This is a genomic window from Fibrobacter sp. UWB12 (assembly GCF_900142485.1).
Classification (GTDB): Bacteria; Fibrobacterota; Fibrobacteria; order Fibrobacterales; family Fibrobacteraceae; genus Fibrobacter.
In genome coordinates this window covers 134703-153501 of sequence record NZ_FRAZ01000008.1, presented here as the reverse complement: position 1 = coordinate 153501, position 18799 = coordinate 134703, and the positions used below count along the sequence as shown (strand labels likewise).

The following is an 18799-nucleotide window of genomic DNA, read 5'->3' as shown; positions in this document are numbered from 1 at the left end:
AAATATCCTATATTCCATAATATGAAGAAGGAACCTTACCAAATTGCATTTATCGGGGGCGGCATAAATTCCGCCATTGGCGAAGTCCACAAGGCCGCAAGCCAAATGGACGGACATTTTGAACTTGTTGCAGGCGCTTTCAGCACCCACACAGAAACAAACCAGCAGACGGCTAAAACTTGGGGAGTAGCCCCCGAGCGCACCTATGCAAATTACCGCGATTTGCTCAATTCCGAAAAAGGCAAACTCGATGCTGTCGTGGTCCTCGCCCCAACCGATTTGCACAAAGACATTGTCATCGACGCCCTCAAGGCAGGCTTCCCTGTCATTTGCGAAAAATCGCTTGCAACTAGCGTTGCCGAAGGCGAAGAAATCGCCAAAGCAGTTGCCGAAACCAAAGGTTTCTTCTGCACTACATACAACTACACTGGTTACCCGATGGTGCGCGAACTCAAGCAATTCATCGCCGATGGTAAACTCGGAAAAATCCAGCAAGTGCAAGTCGAAATGCCGCAAGAAGGCTTTATGCGCCTGGGAGCCAACAACGAGCCCCCCAAGCCGCAAAGTTGGCGACTCAAAGACACCGTGATCCCGAAAATTTCCCTAGACCTCGGGAGTCACCTGCACAACATGATTTACTTTTTAACCGGCGAACGCCCCGAACACATCGTCGCCGACCAAGCCACATTTGGGCTTTTCCCGCAAATTGTAGATAACGTTGGAGCACTGGCGCAGTACACGAACAACGTCCGCGCACAAATTTGGTTCAGCAAAACCGCACTCGGCAACCGTAACGGCCTCCGCATCCGCGTTTATGGCAGCGAAGGCAGCGCCGAATGGTTCCAGCTGGAACCCGAAACGCTCAAGACATGCGACCTTCGCGGAAACGTAAGCCTCCGCGACCGCACCGGCGATGTAAAAATTGCAAACCAGCAGCGCTACAACCGATTCAAGGCAGGCCACCCCGCCGGATTCATCGAAGCATTCGCGAACTACTACAAAGACATCGCCGATTGCCTCGGGCAATATTTCGCCAAAGGCAGCTTTACAAGCCAGTACGTATGCGGCATCCGCACATCGCTCGAAGGCCTCGCCATGATGCAAGCCGCCGCAAAGTCAGCCCAAAGCAACAAGTGGGAATCCGTTCAACAAAGGTTCTAGATGAAACTCTCTTTTGTAATCCCCTGTTACCGTAGCGAAAATACGATTGAAACAGTCGTTAAAGAAATCTATGACACCGTGGCAACCCGCCCCGGCACCAACTACGAAATTGTTCTCGTAAACGACTGCAGTCCAGACAACGTATGGAGCGTTATCAAACGCCTTGCCGCAGCCGATTCGCGCATTAAAGGAATCTGCCTCGCCAAAAATTTCGGGCAACACTCCGCCCTCATGGCAGGTTACGCCCAGGCAACAGGCGATTACATCATCAGCCTCGACGACGACGGTCAAACCCCCGCCAGCGAATCCTTCAAACTTGTAGACAAGCTAGAAGAAGGCTATGACGTTGTGTACGGCTACTACAAGCACGCCAAACAACATTTATTCCGCCGCTTCGGAACATGGGTCAACAAGAAAATGGCCGAAGCAATCATCGGACAGCCCAAAACACTGCGCACCACAAGCTTTTTCATCATGCGCAAGTTCATCGTCGATGAAATCGTGCGCTACCCCCACCCATTCGCCTACATCAGTGGCCTCGTTTTCCGCGCCACCAAAAGCCTCGGCAACGTCGAAGTCCAGCACCGCCGCCGCCTCGAAGGTGAATCCGGCTACACCATCGCAGGACTTCTCGGACTCTGGATTAACGGCTTTACCGCATTCTCCGTAAAGCCACTCCGTGCCGCAACATTTATCGGTTTAATCTGCGCTGTCATCGGCTTTGCTGCCGGCCTCTTTGTCATTTACAAGAAACTGATGTTCCCCGAAGTTCCTATCGGCTACACCAGCATGCTTGCCACCATACTCTTTATCGGCGGCATGATTATGCTGTTGCTCGGGCTCATCGGCGAATACGTCGGCCGAATCTACATCAGCATCAACCAGTCGCCGCAATACGTAGTACGCAAGCGGACGTTCTAGGGACAACTTTATCAGAAACGCAGTCATCAATATTCGCAGCATTCAAAAACTGCGAGTCCCCAAGACTACATCCTACACCTCGAAACCCGCCTCCAGCATGCACTTCTGCGCAAAGCAGTTGGCTTCATCCTCTTTTTCGGGATAGTTGTGCGTGATTTCGATGTTCTGCAAACAGATTCCCTTCTTGCCATGGTAAAGCACATGCGCAAGTTCATGGAAAAACGTGAACCACATCGTTTCACGCTTTTTAAAGCGGTCATGCAACTGGATTAGCGGAACATCCTTGTACCAACGATACATGCCGTGAATCGGCGAGCTCTTGAAATTCTGCACAAACAACACGCGAATACCAATCTTGCGGCAAAGCTCCTGCAAACCCGTCATGCAATTGTCAACCACTTCCGCCTCAGGCGTCCAGTAAGTGATTCGCTTTTCGCGCTTTGGCAATTTCTTATTTGCAGCCGCAAACGCTATAATTTCGGGGAGCGCCGCCTTAAGCTTTTTGCGCACCGCAGGTTGCCCCAACTTTTCCATCGGATCTTGGTCAGAAAGAATCTCGCCACGGCGAATCCACGCCGAAGTCGCATACGGATCCTTGACCTCCGCAAGCGAAATACGGAACGCCACCTTCAACTGAGCTTTCTTATAGTAGCCATCCCAAGCCTTCGGGGATGCCACAGCAAAAAACTTCAACAAGGGCATTAAAGATTTATCATCCGCCTTATCAGCACCCTTGCGGACCCAATTGCGAACATCAAGTTCCTCTGGAAAAGACTTTTTCCAAAGCGACTGATCCATAAGCGAGGCCTTAATTTTCTCACGCGAAAGAAATTCGTCGTAAGCCATCTGACTACGCAACCAAAACCCAGCAGGTATTTCCGTAACCATTTCAAGAGAAAGGGCCGATTCGGGCGTGATTCGGCAATTTCCCTGCAAAATGTCATTCACCGCCTTGGGCGTGTAGCCCATGCGTGCTGCCAAATCATTGGCATCAAGGCCCATTTCTTCAATTTTTTCAGCAAGATGCCGCCCAGGCGGCGTCACTACAGCTAATTCATCACATCTATAAACCTGCATAAATACTCCTACTCATGATAATCTACAATTTCTAGAATAGAAACAGTTTGTTCAACAATCAATCCGATAACATTTCCGTCACTATTCATAACCGGTTTGAAAATAAGACGATACGGATGGTCCAAATCACAAGCCCATTGACCTGCACGATTGCCGGTTAACTCATGAAAACGACCAGCCACGTTTTTCAAAGCATCTAAATCAACCGCTCTATGCAAAGCATCTATTCTTGTCGAATAAGCATCCGCCCGTCTTTGCCCCATTTTTCGCACAGCATAAGCCCTATCACCTGCACAGCGAGCCAATTCCCTATCTGCGTACACAACTTGCATTTTCACCTCAAAAATTTTAATACACCTATAATATAATTCAAAATTTTAATAGAAGCAAGAGGTGCAATATTTTTCAAAAATTAACCGGTATAAGCAAGCAAAATTTTCCCGTTCGGGAATATTGCATTTTGAACATGAAAATCAATAAAATGAACGTTTAGACCCCAAAACAGGACTAGTCAAAGAAAAGCGACCCTAATCGGCAGGTTATTCATATAAACCACATCAAAGGGGGGAAACCTGTCTCACTGCGGGAGTAGGCTCGGGTGTAATATTCGAACACTCGCTCGTGTACTTTGTATTTAGCCAAGCAACCATCATTTGAGACAACTAGTTTTACGCAAAAGCATTCCCAGCGAAAACACTCAGCAATTTGATCGACCAAAACGAACTAATTCAACCTTTGGGGGAACATATAATCTATATTACCCATAAGTATGCAACCCAAACAAAGCAAACCTATAGTATTCTTTTCTTGGCAATCAGATATAGGAGCCAAGACCAACCGCAATGTAATCAGCAATTGTCTTAGGGATATATGCAAAAAGAATAGTCTCATTTTTGATGAAGCAACCGCCGAAAGATGCGGAAGTCCCGACATCGCAAGTACTATTGAAGAAAAAATACGAAACGCGGATATTTTCGTTGCCGACGTTACAATAATTAACGCCGGAGCAGCATCCAAGACCACCCCAAATCCCAACGTTCTTTTTGAACTCGGGATTGCGCAAGCAACTCTCGGTTGGGACCGGATAATTTTGATTGTCAACACCGCCTATGCCCCCATAAGCAACCTTCCCTTTGACATAAGGAGCCACAGAGCGCTGAGTTATAGTCTAAATTTTCAGGACGCAGAAAGCCTAACTAACAAGCAGAAAACGTTGCGTATATATGAACAGCTGAATAACGGGATTCTCTCGATACTTGACAAAAATCCCCAAAAAGAAATTTTAAAAAGGAATCATTCGAAAGATATTCAACATAACCGGGACGCAAATAAACTTGAACGACTCCTAAACTATTTCTTTTTTTCAGAGCTTCAATCGTTTTGCGAAAACGGTCCAAAATATGTCAGCAACGAAATCATCAACTTTCAACAACAACTTAATATCGAGATAAAAGACCCACTATTCATTTTTTTTGACAAAGAACTTGAAACGTTAATTTTAAATATCAACGAAGCATTAAACAAGAGCATACCCTTAGATGCGCCGTACATTTATAATCCAAGCACCAAAAAACTTGTATGGAATATTCCAATGGACGTATTTAAATCAACTGAAGACGAAAAAAAGTTTCATGTAGCTTCGGCATCATGCTTAAAATTGGGTGAGTTAATCAAAAAACTTGTCAAAATCATTCATGAAAGGTATCAAGAAATAGACATTAACGAAACAAATGAAAGGGCTTTTAAATTTTGGCATGAATCAGTATTCCCAAAAGGTAGATAAAGCTATTTCAAACAAGGAACGCAAAAGATGGAAAATATTGATGGTCAAGTAGATGGTGTCCTAGATAACAAAGAAAAAAATTATCAAGAAAATAGGGAAAAACATATTCAATTGCGAACAAAATTATTTCTTTATGGAAATAAAAATATTTTAAAAACATGGATTGCATTTCTTGACAGCGTAGATAATTCTTCAAACGAGGATAATCACGATTGGTATGATAACGAGTGCAAATACATAACAAAGATCTGGTTTACCATGAAAAAGGGTGTTTCTGGAAAAACGGTCTTCACAGAATACGAAATAGACAACTATTTCAACCCAATGAGAAGATCATGAAAAAATATCTCTATCTTTGGATTGATGGATACATTCCTCTTCATGAGTTCCGCAAAGACACCGAATACCTTTTCTCTAATTTCGGAGCCAAACTTTCTGCAGAATACAACATTTCGCATAAATGGGAAAATGGCATTTTAACACTTGATGGAAACAGAAATGACACTTTCCAAATAGGATTCTATTCCGATAATATCGAAGATGTAATGGTCATCGTTGGCGATAATGGAGCAGGGAAATCATCCTTTATCATTGCGTTATTTCAAATTATTACGAGCGGATTAATAGATCCTCAAAATATCAGCAATTTTACTTTAGTGTATCTAAATGACGACGGAAAAATCAGAATAAAATCCTCACTTTCTAATGAAAAAATACGCAAACCTGCAAACTGGGATTTGGACCATGATCAACAGTCTTTTTTTCAGCCCCACAAATCTCCATATGTCATTCGTTATGCTGAAAGTTTTGATGATCAAGAATTTAAAATTGACAGTTTAGCGTTGACGGGCGATTGGGCCGACTCATGTGACATTACAACAGATGCTTTGTTAATAAAAGATAAAGAGACATTAAACAATCGAAATTTATCTGTTGACTATAAAAATCACGAAACCGACGCTCTATCATGCTATTACACAATGGAGCAAAACAGGAAGATTGATTTCTTATTAAAAATAAATAGCGACAATACAAATGCCTTTTGGAATTTATTCAATCTACCCCAAGTCATTGAGATGTCCGTATTTAGAACAAACATTCTCAATGCAATAGAAGAAATTATCAAATATCATATAGAAAATAATTCTGCTGGAGATATTATAAAAAATAATCTAGAATGCTATAGAGCAGAAAAATACAAGAAATGGGAAAAATATAAGAATATCAATGAAATTTGCGAAGAAATTTTAAGTGAAGAGGAACAAAAAGAATTAGAAAAAGATGTTAGAGATAATTTCATTGACTTTTTCGACAATATAAAACCCATTACAGAACAGTTTAGATTTTCTGCATTAGCCTGCTATTACAGAACTTTCACAAGCAATTCTTATGCACCTTTTTTTGTGGACATAAAGCTTTCTAAGTTAGTCAATAAAAAAAATGAACCTGATTTAAAAAATTCGAAAATATGGGAAGAGAAAAAGCTTCCCGACTACAAAGCAAAAATTGACGAAATTATTAAAATATTTGATGGTCAAATCGAAGATAAAAATGGTTTTGCAAAATATTCTCAGCATGGAGAATTCGGCTACCTGAATAATAATAAAGTTTATTTTGACCTAAACCAACATACGCAACAATTGCATGACATCTATAAAATCTATGATCTTATTCCCAAACTGACGCCCTTTTTAGATTTCAAATTCATTCGACCATTAAGTTCAGGCGAAGCGGCTCTTTTAAAATTATTCTACCGATTATATAGTGCCCTAACTAAACCAGCAAACACGGATTCCCGCAATGAAATACATTTACTTCTTGATGAGGTTGATTTGTATTTACATCCCGAATGGCAACGACAATGGCTTTCGGTCTTTATAAAGGGAATAAAAATCATAAGTAACAACCTAATTAACGAAAAAATAATTTCGACACCACTTAAATTTCAAATTATTCTCGCAACACATTCTCCGTTCATGATAACTGATTTTCTTAATGAAAATGTGATTTCATTTCAAAGAGACCATGATAAAGACAGGCATAGATTTGGCATAACGCATTGCAACTCGAGTAAATCAAAAAATTTCGCAAGTAATATATATGATATTCTAGAAAAAAACTTCTTTCTAAAAAGTTCGATTGGATGTTTAACGGAAGAAAAAATAAAAGAAATTATTAGAATTAAGCAAAATAAAAAAGCTACAGATGACGAAAAGAAACAGGCCGACAAAATCACAGCATTCATCGGTGATCCTGTCATTCGTAGTCTCATTGAAGAAATTGAGGCGAATGATGATTAAGATAGAATTGGACAATGACACGCGAACAAAGATAGAGACGCTTCATAAGGAGTGGTTTCTTAAGAAGGTTGAAAATATAATCAGGCCTCCCAGACGAAAAATAACTCGAAAAAAATACATTTCGGAGATTCTTGGTCTTGATGAGAAAAATTTCGAAACAGAGATACGCCCTTATATTCTTGGAGGATCTGAAGACATAAAAAAACTTATTTCAACAAATATAAATCTCAAAGGCATCGCAAAAAAGAAAAACCTAACTAAAGATGAAAAGAAAATAAAAAAAAGAACTGATTTGATCTTAGAAGCTTTTGGTTACAACGATTTCGATAATCGTAACAAAAATACGTGGGGAGCATATAAATTCTGCGAAATATTAAAAGTTGAGGTTTGTCCTTATTGCAATCGTCAATACGTTTTTACCGTTCGTGATGAAACAAGAGATTGTGTAACTCGGCCAGAAATAGATCACTTTTATCCTAAATCCATTTATCCGTTTCTGTCCTTAAATATTTATAATTTTATTCCATCTTGTCATATCTGCAACAACATCAAAAATAATGCAGAGAATAATATCATATATCCCTACGAAGAAGACTTTGGCAAGGATATTTCGTTTAGAGCGAAATATGCTCAAGAAATCCCCGAAAATTCTAGCATTCTTGATATCAGTAACACTCACATCTTCTTCAAGGATAGACCTTGCGATGTTTTAAAAACAGGAAAATGCATACACAACAAACAATCCAAAGCTCACAAATCCATCAAAACATTCCATCTTGAAGAAATATACAACGAGCACAAAATCGAACTTCAAGACCTTTTTACACGCTATCGCAATTATTCAAAGCCTAAAATTGATGAAATTACGCGACTTATCCTTAATGAAAAAATCAATCTTGATGATTTAGGCCTTGATGACAAACAAAAAAACAACCTTTATCAAAAAATCGCCAGTACCTATACCAAACGCATCAGAGCCGCCATTCTCGGCATCCCTCTTGGTGCAGGCGACAAGCAATATCCTCTCCGCAAATTCAAAGAAGACATCATCGAGCAACTAGACGCCACAGCCCAGAAAATAAAACCTTAAGTCCGAAACATTCTGCTATACGAAGTATTGCAAAAGACAGGACTTATCGAAACAACAACCAACGATCAAGAACACGAATGCTCAATCTGTACAAGAACTTATCACGCTCCCAAAGGTTTAGGGTTTGTCTAGCGATAGCAAAGGGTATGGGTAGTATCAAGGATGTATTCGGGACATTATTACGGATTATAAAATAAACGCGGCTTACAGCCTCGACAATTTGAATCAACAATCAAAGCCAGATTCTGCGAATTTTATAAAAAAAACAAGGGAATAAAAAAGGATTCGGCACAGATCTTTTTGCGACATCTAAATAGACACTCCATTCTAGATATTATATTTATCTATTATAGCTTCAAACGTGAAACAAGAACAAAACATACTGATATAACAAAGGCAATCCTTCAAACATGCCCATATCACAAATCAAAATAGGAGCAATCCTTTCTTATGCAACCTTGGCGCTCAACAACCTTGTTGGGTTACTTTACACGCCATTTATGCTAAGAATGCTAGGTAAATCTGAATATGGGCTATATTCAATAGTAGCATCTGTTATTGCCTATTTAACAATCCTTGATTTAGGATTTGGCAATGCAATTGTTCGTTACACCGCAAAATTTAGAGCAGAAAATAAGCAACAAGAACAATACCAAATGTTCGGAATGTTTTTCCTATTATATTGCGGGATAAGTATAATTACTTTACTCATTGGAGCCATTCTCTATCTAAACGCAGAAAGCATCTTTGATGTGTCATTAACAATCAATGAACTTGAGCGAACGAAAACCATTCTACTGTTAATGATATTCAACCTTGCAATTACATTCCCTTTCAGTTTATTCAGTTCAATCATTACCGCATATGAGCAATTTTTGTTCCAAAAAATGATAACAATCGTTCGCATCATATTAAACACAGCAACAATGATTGTTCTTTTGAATATAGGCTATAAAGCCATCGCTATGGTTGTAGTCACTACAATATTCAACATCTTAACATTGGGTATAAATCTTTGGTATTGCAAGCACAATTTGAAAATCAAGTTAATCTTTTTCAAATTTCAATGGACGTTCCTTAAAGAAGTTTCCATTTATTCTTTTTGGATATTCTTAAACGCCATTATGGATTGTATTTATTGGAGCAGCGGACAGATTATCCTCGGAGCAATAGCAGGGACAACAGTTGTTGCAGTATACGCAATTGCAATTCAGCTCCAAACCTTTTACATGAACTTTTCCACGGCAATCAACGGGGTCCTTTTGCCAAAAATGACAGCCCTAGTTGTTCAAGGCGACAACAAAGTTATCATTTCTGATATATTCATCAAAATAGGCCGCATCCAATATTGTGTTATGGCCCTTATTTTATCTGGATTTATTTTATTCGGCCAACAGTTCATTAATCTTTGGGCCGGAGAGGGTTACAGTCAGGCTTATACCATAGCTCTACTATTTTTCATACCCCTTACAATACCATTGATTCAAAACATGGGAATTATAATTCTGCAAGCGAGAAATCAAATGAAATTTCGCTGTCTGCTATATTTAGGAATTTCGGTAGCAAGCCTCGCCTTGCAAATTCCGCTTGCGCGTAAATATGGAGGCATCGGTTGCGCAATTTCCGTCGCGCTAGCTCTAGCTATAGGTCAAGGCATCGTTATGAATGTCTATTACCAAAGAATACAGAAAATAAATATTATTAAATTCTGGAAAGAAATTTTTAAAATGTCTATTATTCCACTTTTATTATGTATCGTAAGCTACTACATACTATTACGAATTTCATTAGATTCTGTTAGCAAACTTATTATTGCGATTTTATGCTATTTATCATTGTACGTGCCTCTATTCTTTAAATTTTCGATGAACTCCTACGAACGCGACCTAGTATTAAAAGCAAAATCATCATTGTTAAGGAAATTTGTATGAACATCCCAGTAGAAGAATGTTCATCTTGCGGAGCATGCGCAAACGTTTGCGCAAATAATGCAATTTCAATGGAACTCGATAAAGAAGGATTTTACCGTCCCACAATAGACACTAGCAAATGCATCAAATGTGGTTTGTGCGAAAGAACATGTCCATGGACAAATATTGTTACCAATCCCAATCTTGCTAGCAGCACACCCCAAACAATAGCTGCATTTGCCAAAGATGAATCCATCCGCCTAGAATCATCTAGCGGAGGAATTTTTACCATACTTGCCGAAAAGATTCTTGATGATGGTGGCGTGGTTGTCGGTGTTGCCCAAACTGCTCCGACCCGCTTCGGGCACATCGTTGTTGATAACAAGACGGATTTGAAAAAACTGCGAGGATCTAAATATGTTCAAGCAGATGTCGGATTTGTATATCGTGAAATTCGCACCCATTTAAAATCGGGTCGAAAGGTCTTATTTTCAGGAACGCCCTGTCAAGTCGCAGCACTTTATGCCGTTCTCGGTAGCAAAGCAAATACCCCTAATCTATATACAGTGGACATTGTTTGCCACGGAACGCCAAGCGTAAAAGTATTTGAGAAGTATGTTGAAGAAATCGAACAAAAACAACAAGACTCATTACAAAAAATATTTTTTCGAGACAAAAGAAAAGGTTGGAATACATATTCTTTAACACACTTATTTAAATCAGGAAAAACAATCTCCGTTCGTAATACCAAGTCTTTATTCATGAGTCTAATGCTCAACAATATTTTCTCAAACAAGTCTTGCGCAAACTGCCATTATCGAAAACTACCACGCATAGCCGATATTACATTAGGAGATTATTGGGGTATTATCATGCATCACCCTCAGATGGATGATAATAAGGGAACGTCGGTTATATTGATAAATACAGAACATGGCAAAACATTTTTCGATTCCGTATCAAACGATATAAATCAATGCGAATCAAAACTAGATTACGCAATTGCAGGCAATCCATGCATTGTACAAACACCACCATCACATCCTAAACGCGATGAATTTTTCGAATTTCTCGACAAATATTCTCTAGAACAACTTGCTCAAAAGTATAAAATCAATCAGCCTTTCTACAAAACACTTTTAAGTACCATAGTTATTACGTTATGGGATCTTTATCAAAAAACTTTAAGAAGAAAGACTTTCACTCAAAAAAGTAAGTGACTTTTCTCGTTCTTGATTTAAAATAACATCAACAGATTTATAATCAATTTCAGCATCCAATTTTTCACAATCGAAATCTTCGAAAGACATTATCAATCGATTTTCAAGGCCAAACATTTTTAGCAATGATTGCAAACGAGTCAAACCACGATATTCATTTGCCACAACAATAAATTTTTTATGGAATAAGATGGAAAAAACGGTTCCATGAAAAGAATCCGTAATCACATATTCCGCTGTTCGCAAAGCACTTAGCCACATGTCAACTTGTAAATTTTTCTCATTAAGCAACAAGAGTGGCACGTTTAGCGTTTGTTCTAACTGACATAAAACGTCTTTTTGATTTAAATGTTCATCAAGACAATAGACAAATATGTGATTTGCCTTTGCATAGTCACAGCTGACCTCGGATTCCAGATGCGCATAATCATCTGCTTTCAAAAGCATTGTCGGATCCAATACCAATTGTGAATCAACACCATGTTCCGCCAAAAGACGAACAGCACTTTCCTCACGAACCGATATGGCCCTAAATTTTTTCAATAACGGAATAATTTTTTTTGTTTCATCTGTTGAAAATTGCCAATAATCAACCCCAAAAGAAGCTGCGTACGCAATACGGGGAACATCATCTTTTAGGAACGATCCAAAAAAAGTCATAATGTCCGGAGACATTTCTTTGCGCCAAACCTGGTCCGAGCCAAAAACAAAAAATGAATCGCTAAAATCATGATTGCAAAGCCAATTAAATCTCGCCACATCAATCAAATCGCCTTTTTGTGGTTTCCGAATACGATTTTCAAGCCACCAACGGACCACGACATTATGATTAATAAAAAGCTTAATGAAAAGACGTTTAACACAAGCTCCATACTTTAATATTGGAAACAAAAAAGGAATTGAAAAAGGAATATTAAACGATTTTACGTCATCGAAATAGGCTTTACAAACAGTTATCAGAGCGTAGTTCTGCAGAATTCCGCCAATATTATGGCCTAACGGCTGAGTTAATATTCTTATTTTCATGCTAGAAATATATATTTTAAACAATTAACAATATGAAAGATATAAATGTTTCCGTTATTGTTCCCGTTTACAAAGTACCGCTAGAATATTTGCGAGCGTGTTTAGACTCACTTGTAGCCCAAACTTTACAAGAATGCGAATTTATTATTGTTTCCGACGGAGCTCCAGAAGCTGAGTGTTCCATCTGCGAAGAATACACCAAAAAAGACTCTAGATTTAAGTTCTTTAAACGAAAGCATGCTGGTGTTTCCGCAGCCCGTAATTACGGAATTAAACAAGCTCTTGGAGAATACTTATCTTTCGTTGACAGCGATGATTGGATAGAAGCAAGCATGGCTCAAGAATGTTATACATTTGCAAATAAACAAAAAACAGACATTTTAACAATGGATTTTTTTGTAAATGTCAATAAAAAAAAATATTTAAGAAAACAAAAGCCCAAATCATTAACCCCATCAACAATTCTACGTCAAATTCTCAACGCAGACATACTTGGAAGTGTGTGGTTAAGAATCATTAGAAAAGATTTTTACGACAAACACCCAACAGCATTTCCAGAACATGTGGGATATTGTGAGGATGTCCTTTTTTGGGCGAACTTTTTTCAGCAACAACCTAAAATAAATTATTTACCCAAAGCCTTCTACCATTATGTTCAAGACAACAATGATTCGATTACAAGAAATTACACAATAGAAAAATATATAGAACAAAAAAAATTCATTTATGAACTAAAAAAAATTCTTCCTAGTTGTTTCAAAACAGACATTAACATGGCCGCTTTTAACGTGAAAATGGAAGCTTTGAGAAACGGATACCTGACCTATTCAGATTTTACTTTATTTGAACCGACCAGTTTAAGAACTCTGTTGTGTTCAAAACAACCTTGGATTCTTAACATGTATTTCATCATTCGTTTTTATTTCAAGAAATTACAGCATACAATTATTTCAAAGATTGTTTAAACGTTTATCATCTCATAAAAAACGGAGTTGATATTTACCATCATGAACGATATTTTTTTGATAAGTTCTACATTTATCAGAAAAACAGAAGCCGCGAAAGGTTCGCTTAATATTTTGAAAATCAAGAAGTAAAGAGATCATGAAATGAAAAAAATATTATTCATTTACGGAACACGACCAGAAGCTATCAAAATGGCTCCTCTCGTGAAAGAGTTCCAAAAGAATCCGAACGAATTTAAGGTTATCGTATGTCTTACAGGCCAGCATCGTCAAATGCTTGATCAAATAAATGCTTTTTTTAAAATAAACGGTGATTATGACCTGAACTTAATGAAACCGAATCAGACGCTTTTTGATATAGTTTCAGGCTGCTTGCTAGGACTCCAAGATTGTCTCGAAAAAGAAAAGCCTGATTTAGTCTTTGTTCAGGGCGACACATCGACGGTTCTTGCAGGGGCTCTAGCCTCATATTTCTACAAAGTTCCTGTGGCACATTTGGAGGCGGGTTTAAGGAGCGGTGATAAGTATTCTCCATTTCCCGAAGAGGGAAACCGTATTCTTACAGGGCATATTGCTGACTGGCACTTTGCCCCAACCGAACGTGCAGTAGAAAATCTACACACAGAGGGAATTACAAAAAACGTTTATAAGGTCGGAAATACAGTTATTGATGCGCTTCATTTGGGCTTAAATTTAATCAAAAATTCAAACGAAAGCACCTATAATACCTTTTTCAATTTTATTGATTTTTCAAAGAGAATCATTCTTGTTACAGGTCACAGACGCGAAAGCTTTGGAGACGGTTTTGAAAATATCTGTAAGGCAATAGCACATATTGCTGACGCCCATCCAGATGTTCAATTTGTTTATCCAATGCATTTCAATCCTAATGTTCGCACGCCAGTCAAGAAATATCTTTCTAGCAAGACTAATGTGTATTTGATAGAGCCTCTTGATTATCCGTATCTTATCTGGCTCATGGAAAAAAGTTTTTTTGTACTTACCGATTCTGGAGGCATCCAAGAAGAAGCCCCCGCCCTTGGAAAACCAGTTCTTGTCATGCGTGATGTTACAGAACGTCAGGAGGGTGTTGATGCGGGAACAGCAAAACTGGTCGGAACAGACTACAAAGCTATAGTTGAAAATGTAGAACTTTTACTTACAAATTCAGCCATTTATCAAAAAATGGCAAATGCGGTGAATCCTTATGGAGACGGAACAACAAGTAAACAAATTGTGGATATTTTAAAAAGGGAACTGAGTTGATGATACCAAAGAAAATACATTACTGCTGGTTTGGTGGTAAACCGCTTCCAGATGATGCTAAACGATATATCGAATCTTGGAAAAAATATTGCCCTGATTATGAAATAAAAGAATGGAACGAGCAGAATTTCGATCTTGACATGTATCCATATGTTCGCGAAGCATACGAAAACAGAAAGTTCGCTTTTGTTACAGATGTAGTGCGTCTTTACGCGCTTTATACCGAAGGTGGAATATATATGGACACTGATGTTGAGGTATTAAAGCCGTTGGATGACTTCTTAAAATACGATGGAGTGTCGGGATTTGAATCTTCAACTCAAATCCCGACTGGTCTGATGGCCAGTCGCGATTCACACCCACTTGTTAAGGAATGGCTTGACGAGTATGAGGGAAAACATTTTGTAAAAACTGATGGAAGTCTTGACTTTACCACAAACGTAACAAGAATTACAAATAATTGTTTCAAGCACGGATTTGTATCCAATGGGAAATTCCAAACTGTGGCAAATTATACTTTCTTCCCAAGCGAATATTTTTGTCCAAAGAATTGTAATACCGGAAAAATCACATTAACAGAAAACACATATACAATTCATCATTTTGCAGGAAGTTGGGTAGAACCTTATGATAAAGAGTTAAACAAGGATATTTCTTCTATTTATAAAAAGTTAGGAGAAAACCTTTTTTCAAAACTTATCATAATTATTTATATAGGAATATATCGAATAAAAAAAACTGGATTAAAAAATACAATTATTTATTTTTCAAAAAAAAGAGGAGGATGGCGATTGAAATAAAATTGATTATGGCCATCTTACAAATAAGCAAATTCAAAGTATTCTGCAGCTGAAACTCATTTTCTATCCCCCATATAACTGGGGCTTAATTTCCTGTACCAAACATATAACCATGGACAAAATGTTATTATTTTAAATATTAAGAACCAAAGAATTCCTATATTATTTGTTTTTTTTAAATTCTTAGAATCCTTTTTATAATCGCCTAATATTTTCTTCGCCAATTTATCATCTTTTAAAAGTTTTTTTACCCCCCACCAGCAATAAATTTCACGCATCAACAATGGCGCAATAAACAATTCTGATATGTCTTTTTCATCTTTTTTTTCAAAATAATCGAAACCGCTTCGAAAAGCGTCTATCATTTCTAAATGTTTCTTTCTAAAAGATTGTCCCATAATACTATCAGGGTTTAATCGATAAAAATAGAGAACAGAAGAAGTGAAGACAATTTTTTGTGAGACATCAAATATTTTATACGTCGTAAAAGCATCTTCATACAATTTCCCTTCTGGAAACCTTATATTTAAAAATAAATTTCTTTTGTATAATTTATTCCAAGCAGAGACAAAAGGATTTGTAAAAATAGACGTGTAATTTTCAAAACATCTTTTTTTCGATATTGTTGCAAACTGGCAAGAAGAATCTTCAATAACAGCGGTATTATTTTTTTCAAACGATCGAAACGAAGCTATTGATACGTCGGCATTGTTTTCTATTATTCCCCTATACAATATTTCAATGTAATTTGAAGCAATATAGTCATCGCTATCAATAAATGTTATATATTCTCCACTTGAATTTTCAATACCAACATTTCTCGCCTCCGCAAGTCCCCCATTTTTTTGATGAATCACTTTGATGCGACTATCTTTTTTTGCATATTCATCACAAATCACAGGGCAATTATCCAGAGACCCATCATCAATAAGAACAATTTCCAAATGACAATATGTTTGAGAAACAATGCTGTCAACGCATTCTCTTATATATTGTTCGACATTGTATACGGGAACAACAACAGAAATAAGAGGATTATGCATATTACACCTTTTTAAAAAACATTGCGACAATACAACCAAAATAAAAGAGACAACAAAGAGTAGCATTTTTTCTTCATCAGATACAAAACTATTTGCTCGGATACAGAAAAATATGACGTATTCACGCTATTGATAATGTAATAAAAAACTTTATTTGATAAAATTCCGTTTAAATGACTTTTTCGCGTAATAAAGGAAAGCTTGTTAGCTTTATGAAATATATCCTCTTTCATTATACCAAATAAATAATGAACAAAAAGACAATTCGCAGCATCGACAAACCTTTGATCTTTACGCGTTTCTATCAGCCACCTTTGCATTTGCTTTATAACAAAACCAAAATATTTATCGCTATTCGGTCGATAACTATTTTGAGCAGAATCGCCATGCTGTTCATAATAATAGAAACAATCTCTCGTATACCCTATTCTATGAAAGCTATCTAAAGCCAACGTGTTAAAAAGGCAATCTTCGCTGATAATCGTTTCCACAGCGAAATAAAGATTATTTTTTTCTAAAATTTCCCGCTTATAAAATTTTCCACATGCGCTGCCAGCAAAGCGCGTATTCACCTTATATTTCAACACTGGAGCCTGCGGTGATAACACTTTAATTTGAAGCTCTTCTTTTTGAAGAGCACTAAGTACATCTACATTTTCCGCATACAAGAACGTTTTTACAGATTCCTTCCCTTTATTATACTGAGCAGAAAAACAGAACAAGTCATAATTGTACTTTGAATTCAAATTTGCAAAAACTTCACAGACATTCGTATCAATCCAGTCATCGGCATCTACAAACATTACATAATCGCCAGAAGAGACTTCAATTCCTCGATTACGAGCCGTAGACACCCCTTTTTCATAGTGGTCTATAACTTTTATACGAGAATCTTTAGCAGCAATATTCTTGCAAACATCTAAGCTATTATCAGTAGATCCATTATTAACAAGCAAAATCTCTATTTTGCCAAAAGTCTGCGTAGTCAAACTACCAACGCACTTTTCAAGGGTTTGCGCCGCATTGTAAACAGGAACTACAATAGAAACCAAAGGATTAGGCATAATTTTAAAATTAAAATTTCCACTTGGCATCAAAGCCAAGAATTCGTTCGCATTGCACATTCTTTATCATGTTCATCTGCAAGAGCCTTTTTTCGGTAAATCGTTCATCGCAAGGGACTGTCAGCGATGTTTCGCGGATTTCTTCTACGCATTTCTTGATTTCAGGAGTCAAGATCGCGCGAGCTGGAGCTACGTAGTCGCTACCAATTACAGGCCCCCGTTTTGAAAGGTATTCGTCAAAATCGCAATCCGATCCATCTACATGCTTTCCAAAATCAAAACCTTCTTCAGACAACGGCACAAAGGCCATATTAAAATCAAAGCATGGATTAATTGCAGTTCGCTCGAATGTTTTGTTATTCACTAAGAATCCAAAATTTCCGAAATGCCGGTCAGAATTGAGCGTAATACAATCCGCCACAACCATACGCCTAAATGCATCTTCGCAACCCAACTCACGATAAATTTCAAGCAGTCGTGGAAGCGTCAAACGTTCCTTATAAAACAACGCTATTGGACGGTAACCAAATTCCTGGCATGTGAAAAGTTTGCAATCCGAAACAACCCGACCATCAAATCTTCTAAAAATATATTTCACGGAATCGCAAATTTTTTCAAAGACTTGGCTCGCGAGCACCTCACCATAAGGCTCTAGCCCCGCATTCCTTGCGCCTGAACTTCCTGCTTTAATAAGATGTATTCCATCCAGCTCATTCAACCAGCATTTATCATAAGCACCATCCGTTGTAAGTTCCGGAGAAGTGGTCGTCATCTGCATTCCAAACAAACCATTTCCATCGAACGAGAGTTTCGAGATAACCTCATCAAATTTATTCTCGTACAAGTTTACATCTTTCCACGTAACATTTTCTCGTTCGCTCTTGACCCAAAGCGTGTCGGTCAGCGAAAGACAATGTGTCAGCGCAATAAAACCACTCTTCGTTTTTCCGCCACACAGTTCCAAGATTCGGTTCACATGGGCACGATGTTTCGCAGCACTTCTTTCAGCCACCCACGAATCGATATTTTCGCACCAAAAAGGCAACAGCGAATACGTCTTTACAATCTTGCAAAGCTCAAGTTCCCCCTCTCCTTCTATCACGAAGTCGCAAAGGGGCGTTTCCCTGTTTATCAAGGTGTAGATTACATTTGACATTACAATAATACCTATAC

The 18799-nt window shown here is 38.0% G+C and carries 17 protein-coding genes; 11 read left to right on the top strand and 6 right to left on the bottom strand.

From position 1 onward, the window contains the following. The first annotated feature begins 21 nt into the window (after positions 1-21). Positions 22-1161, top strand: coding sequence for a Gfo/Idh/MocA family protein (locus BUA34_RS12895; protein WP_139255950.1), 1140 nt, complete (start codon positions 22-24; stop codon positions 1159-1161). Further along, positions 1162-2082, top strand: coding sequence for a glycosyltransferase family 2 protein (locus BUA34_RS12890; RefSeq protein ID WP_072830243.1), 921 nt, complete (start codon positions 1162-1164; stop codon positions 2080-2082). Between the two features lie 72 nt (positions 2083-2154). Here the strand turns inward: BUA34_RS12890 and BUA34_RS12885 are convergent, their stop codons facing one another. Continuing rightward, positions 2155-3159: a HigA family addiction module antitoxin gene (locus BUA34_RS12885; protein ID WP_072830241.1), complete on the bottom strand. Its 1005-nt coding sequence runs from the start codon at positions 3157-3159 to the stop codon at positions 2155-2157. An 8-nt stretch (positions 3160-3167) separates the two neighbouring features. After that, positions 3168-3491, bottom strand: a complete 324-nt coding sequence (locus BUA34_RS12880) for a type II toxin-antitoxin system RelE/ParE family toxin (protein WP_072830239.1) — start codon at positions 3489-3491, stop codon at positions 3168-3170. A gap of 437 nt (positions 3492-3928) precedes the next feature. Between BUA34_RS12880 and BUA34_RS12875 the strand changes: the two genes are divergently transcribed. From BUA34_RS12875 to BUA34_RS12850, 6 genes are all read left to right on the top strand, one after another. Then, positions 3929-4942 (top strand): TIR domain-containing protein, encoded by a 1014-nt coding sequence (locus BUA34_RS12875; protein WP_072830237.1) that lies wholly within the window; start codon positions 3929-3931, stop codon positions 4940-4942. 27 nt (positions 4943-4969) lie between these two features. Continuing rightward, positions 4970-5281: a hypothetical protein gene (locus BUA34_RS12870; protein ID WP_072830235.1), complete on the top strand. Its 312-nt coding sequence runs from the start codon at positions 4970-4972 to the stop codon at positions 5279-5281. Continuing rightward, positions 5278-7242 carry an AAA family ATPase gene (locus BUA34_RS12865; RefSeq protein WP_072830233.1) on the top strand — a complete coding sequence of 655 codons (1965 nt, stop codon included), beginning with the start codon at positions 5278-5280 and terminating at the stop codon, positions 7240-7242. The genes BUA34_RS12870 and BUA34_RS12865 overlap by 4 nt, the downstream gene beginning before the upstream one ends. Continuing rightward, positions 7232-8332: a hypothetical protein gene (locus BUA34_RS12860; RefSeq protein ID WP_072830230.1), complete on the top strand. Its 1101-nt coding sequence runs from the start codon at positions 7232-7234 to the stop codon at positions 8330-8332. The genes BUA34_RS12865 and BUA34_RS12860 overlap by 11 nt, the downstream gene beginning before the upstream one ends. Before the next feature lie 410 nt (positions 8333-8742). After that, positions 8743-10263 (top strand): oligosaccharide flippase family protein, encoded by a 1521-nt coding sequence (locus BUA34_RS12855; protein ID WP_072830228.1) that lies wholly within the window; start codon positions 8743-8745, stop codon positions 10261-10263. Next, the gene (locus BUA34_RS12850; RefSeq protein WP_072830226.1) at positions 10260-11462 is read left to right on the top strand and encodes a Coenzyme F420 hydrogenase/dehydrogenase, beta subunit C-terminal domain; all 1203 of its coding nucleotides are present in this window, start codon (positions 10260-10262) and stop codon (positions 11460-11462) included. The genes BUA34_RS12855 and BUA34_RS12850 overlap by 4 nt, the downstream gene beginning before the upstream one ends. On the opposite strand, the gene BUA34_RS12845 is transcribed toward BUA34_RS12850, so the two are convergent. Then, positions 11427-12488 (bottom strand): polysaccharide pyruvyl transferase family protein, encoded by a 1062-nt coding sequence (locus BUA34_RS12845; RefSeq protein WP_139255946.1) that lies wholly within the window; start codon positions 12486-12488, stop codon positions 11427-11429. The genes BUA34_RS12850 and BUA34_RS12845 overlap by 36 nt on opposite strands. Before the next feature lie 32 nt (positions 12489-12520). On the opposite strand from BUA34_RS12845, the gene BUA34_RS12840 reads away from it, so the two are divergent. From BUA34_RS12840 to BUA34_RS12830, 3 genes are all read left to right on the top strand, one after another. Then, positions 12521-13453 (top strand): glycosyltransferase family 2 protein, encoded by a 933-nt coding sequence (locus tag BUA34_RS12840; RefSeq protein ID WP_072830222.1) that lies wholly within the window; start codon positions 12521-12523, stop codon positions 13451-13453. 144 nt (positions 13454-13597) lie between these two features. Continuing rightward, positions 13598-14719: a non-hydrolyzing UDP-N-acetylglucosamine 2-epimerase gene (wecB, locus tag BUA34_RS12835; protein WP_072830220.1), complete on the top strand. Its 1122-nt coding sequence runs from the start codon at positions 13598-13600 to the stop codon at positions 14717-14719. Beyond that, positions 14719-15519 (top strand): glycosyltransferase family 32 protein, encoded by an 801-nt coding sequence (locus tag BUA34_RS12830; protein WP_083579791.1) that lies wholly within the window; start codon positions 14719-14721, stop codon positions 15517-15519. The genes wecB and BUA34_RS12830 overlap by 1 nt, the downstream gene beginning before the upstream one ends. 56 nt (positions 15520-15575) lie before the next feature. Here the strand turns inward: BUA34_RS12830 and BUA34_RS12825 are convergent, their stop codons facing one another. From BUA34_RS12825 to BUA34_RS12815, 3 genes are read right to left on the bottom strand one after another with little or no spacing between them, the layout of a single operon-like run. Continuing rightward, complete coding sequence (locus tag BUA34_RS12825) at positions 15576-16562, bottom strand: glycosyltransferase family 2 protein (protein WP_072830218.1); 987 nt, start codon at positions 16560-16562, stop codon at positions 15576-15578. A gap of 11 nt (positions 16563-16573) precedes the next feature. Continuing rightward, complete coding sequence (locus BUA34_RS12820; protein ID WP_083579789.1) at positions 16574-17686, bottom strand: glycosyltransferase family 2 protein; 1113 nt, start codon at positions 17684-17686, stop codon at positions 16574-16576. After that, complete coding sequence (locus tag BUA34_RS12815; RefSeq protein WP_072830214.1) at positions 17637-18782, bottom strand: hypothetical protein; 1146 nt, start codon at positions 18780-18782, stop codon at positions 17637-17639. Before BUA34_RS12815 ends, BUA34_RS12820 begins: the two co-directional genes overlap by 50 nt. Positions 18783-18799 lie beyond the last annotated feature (17 nt).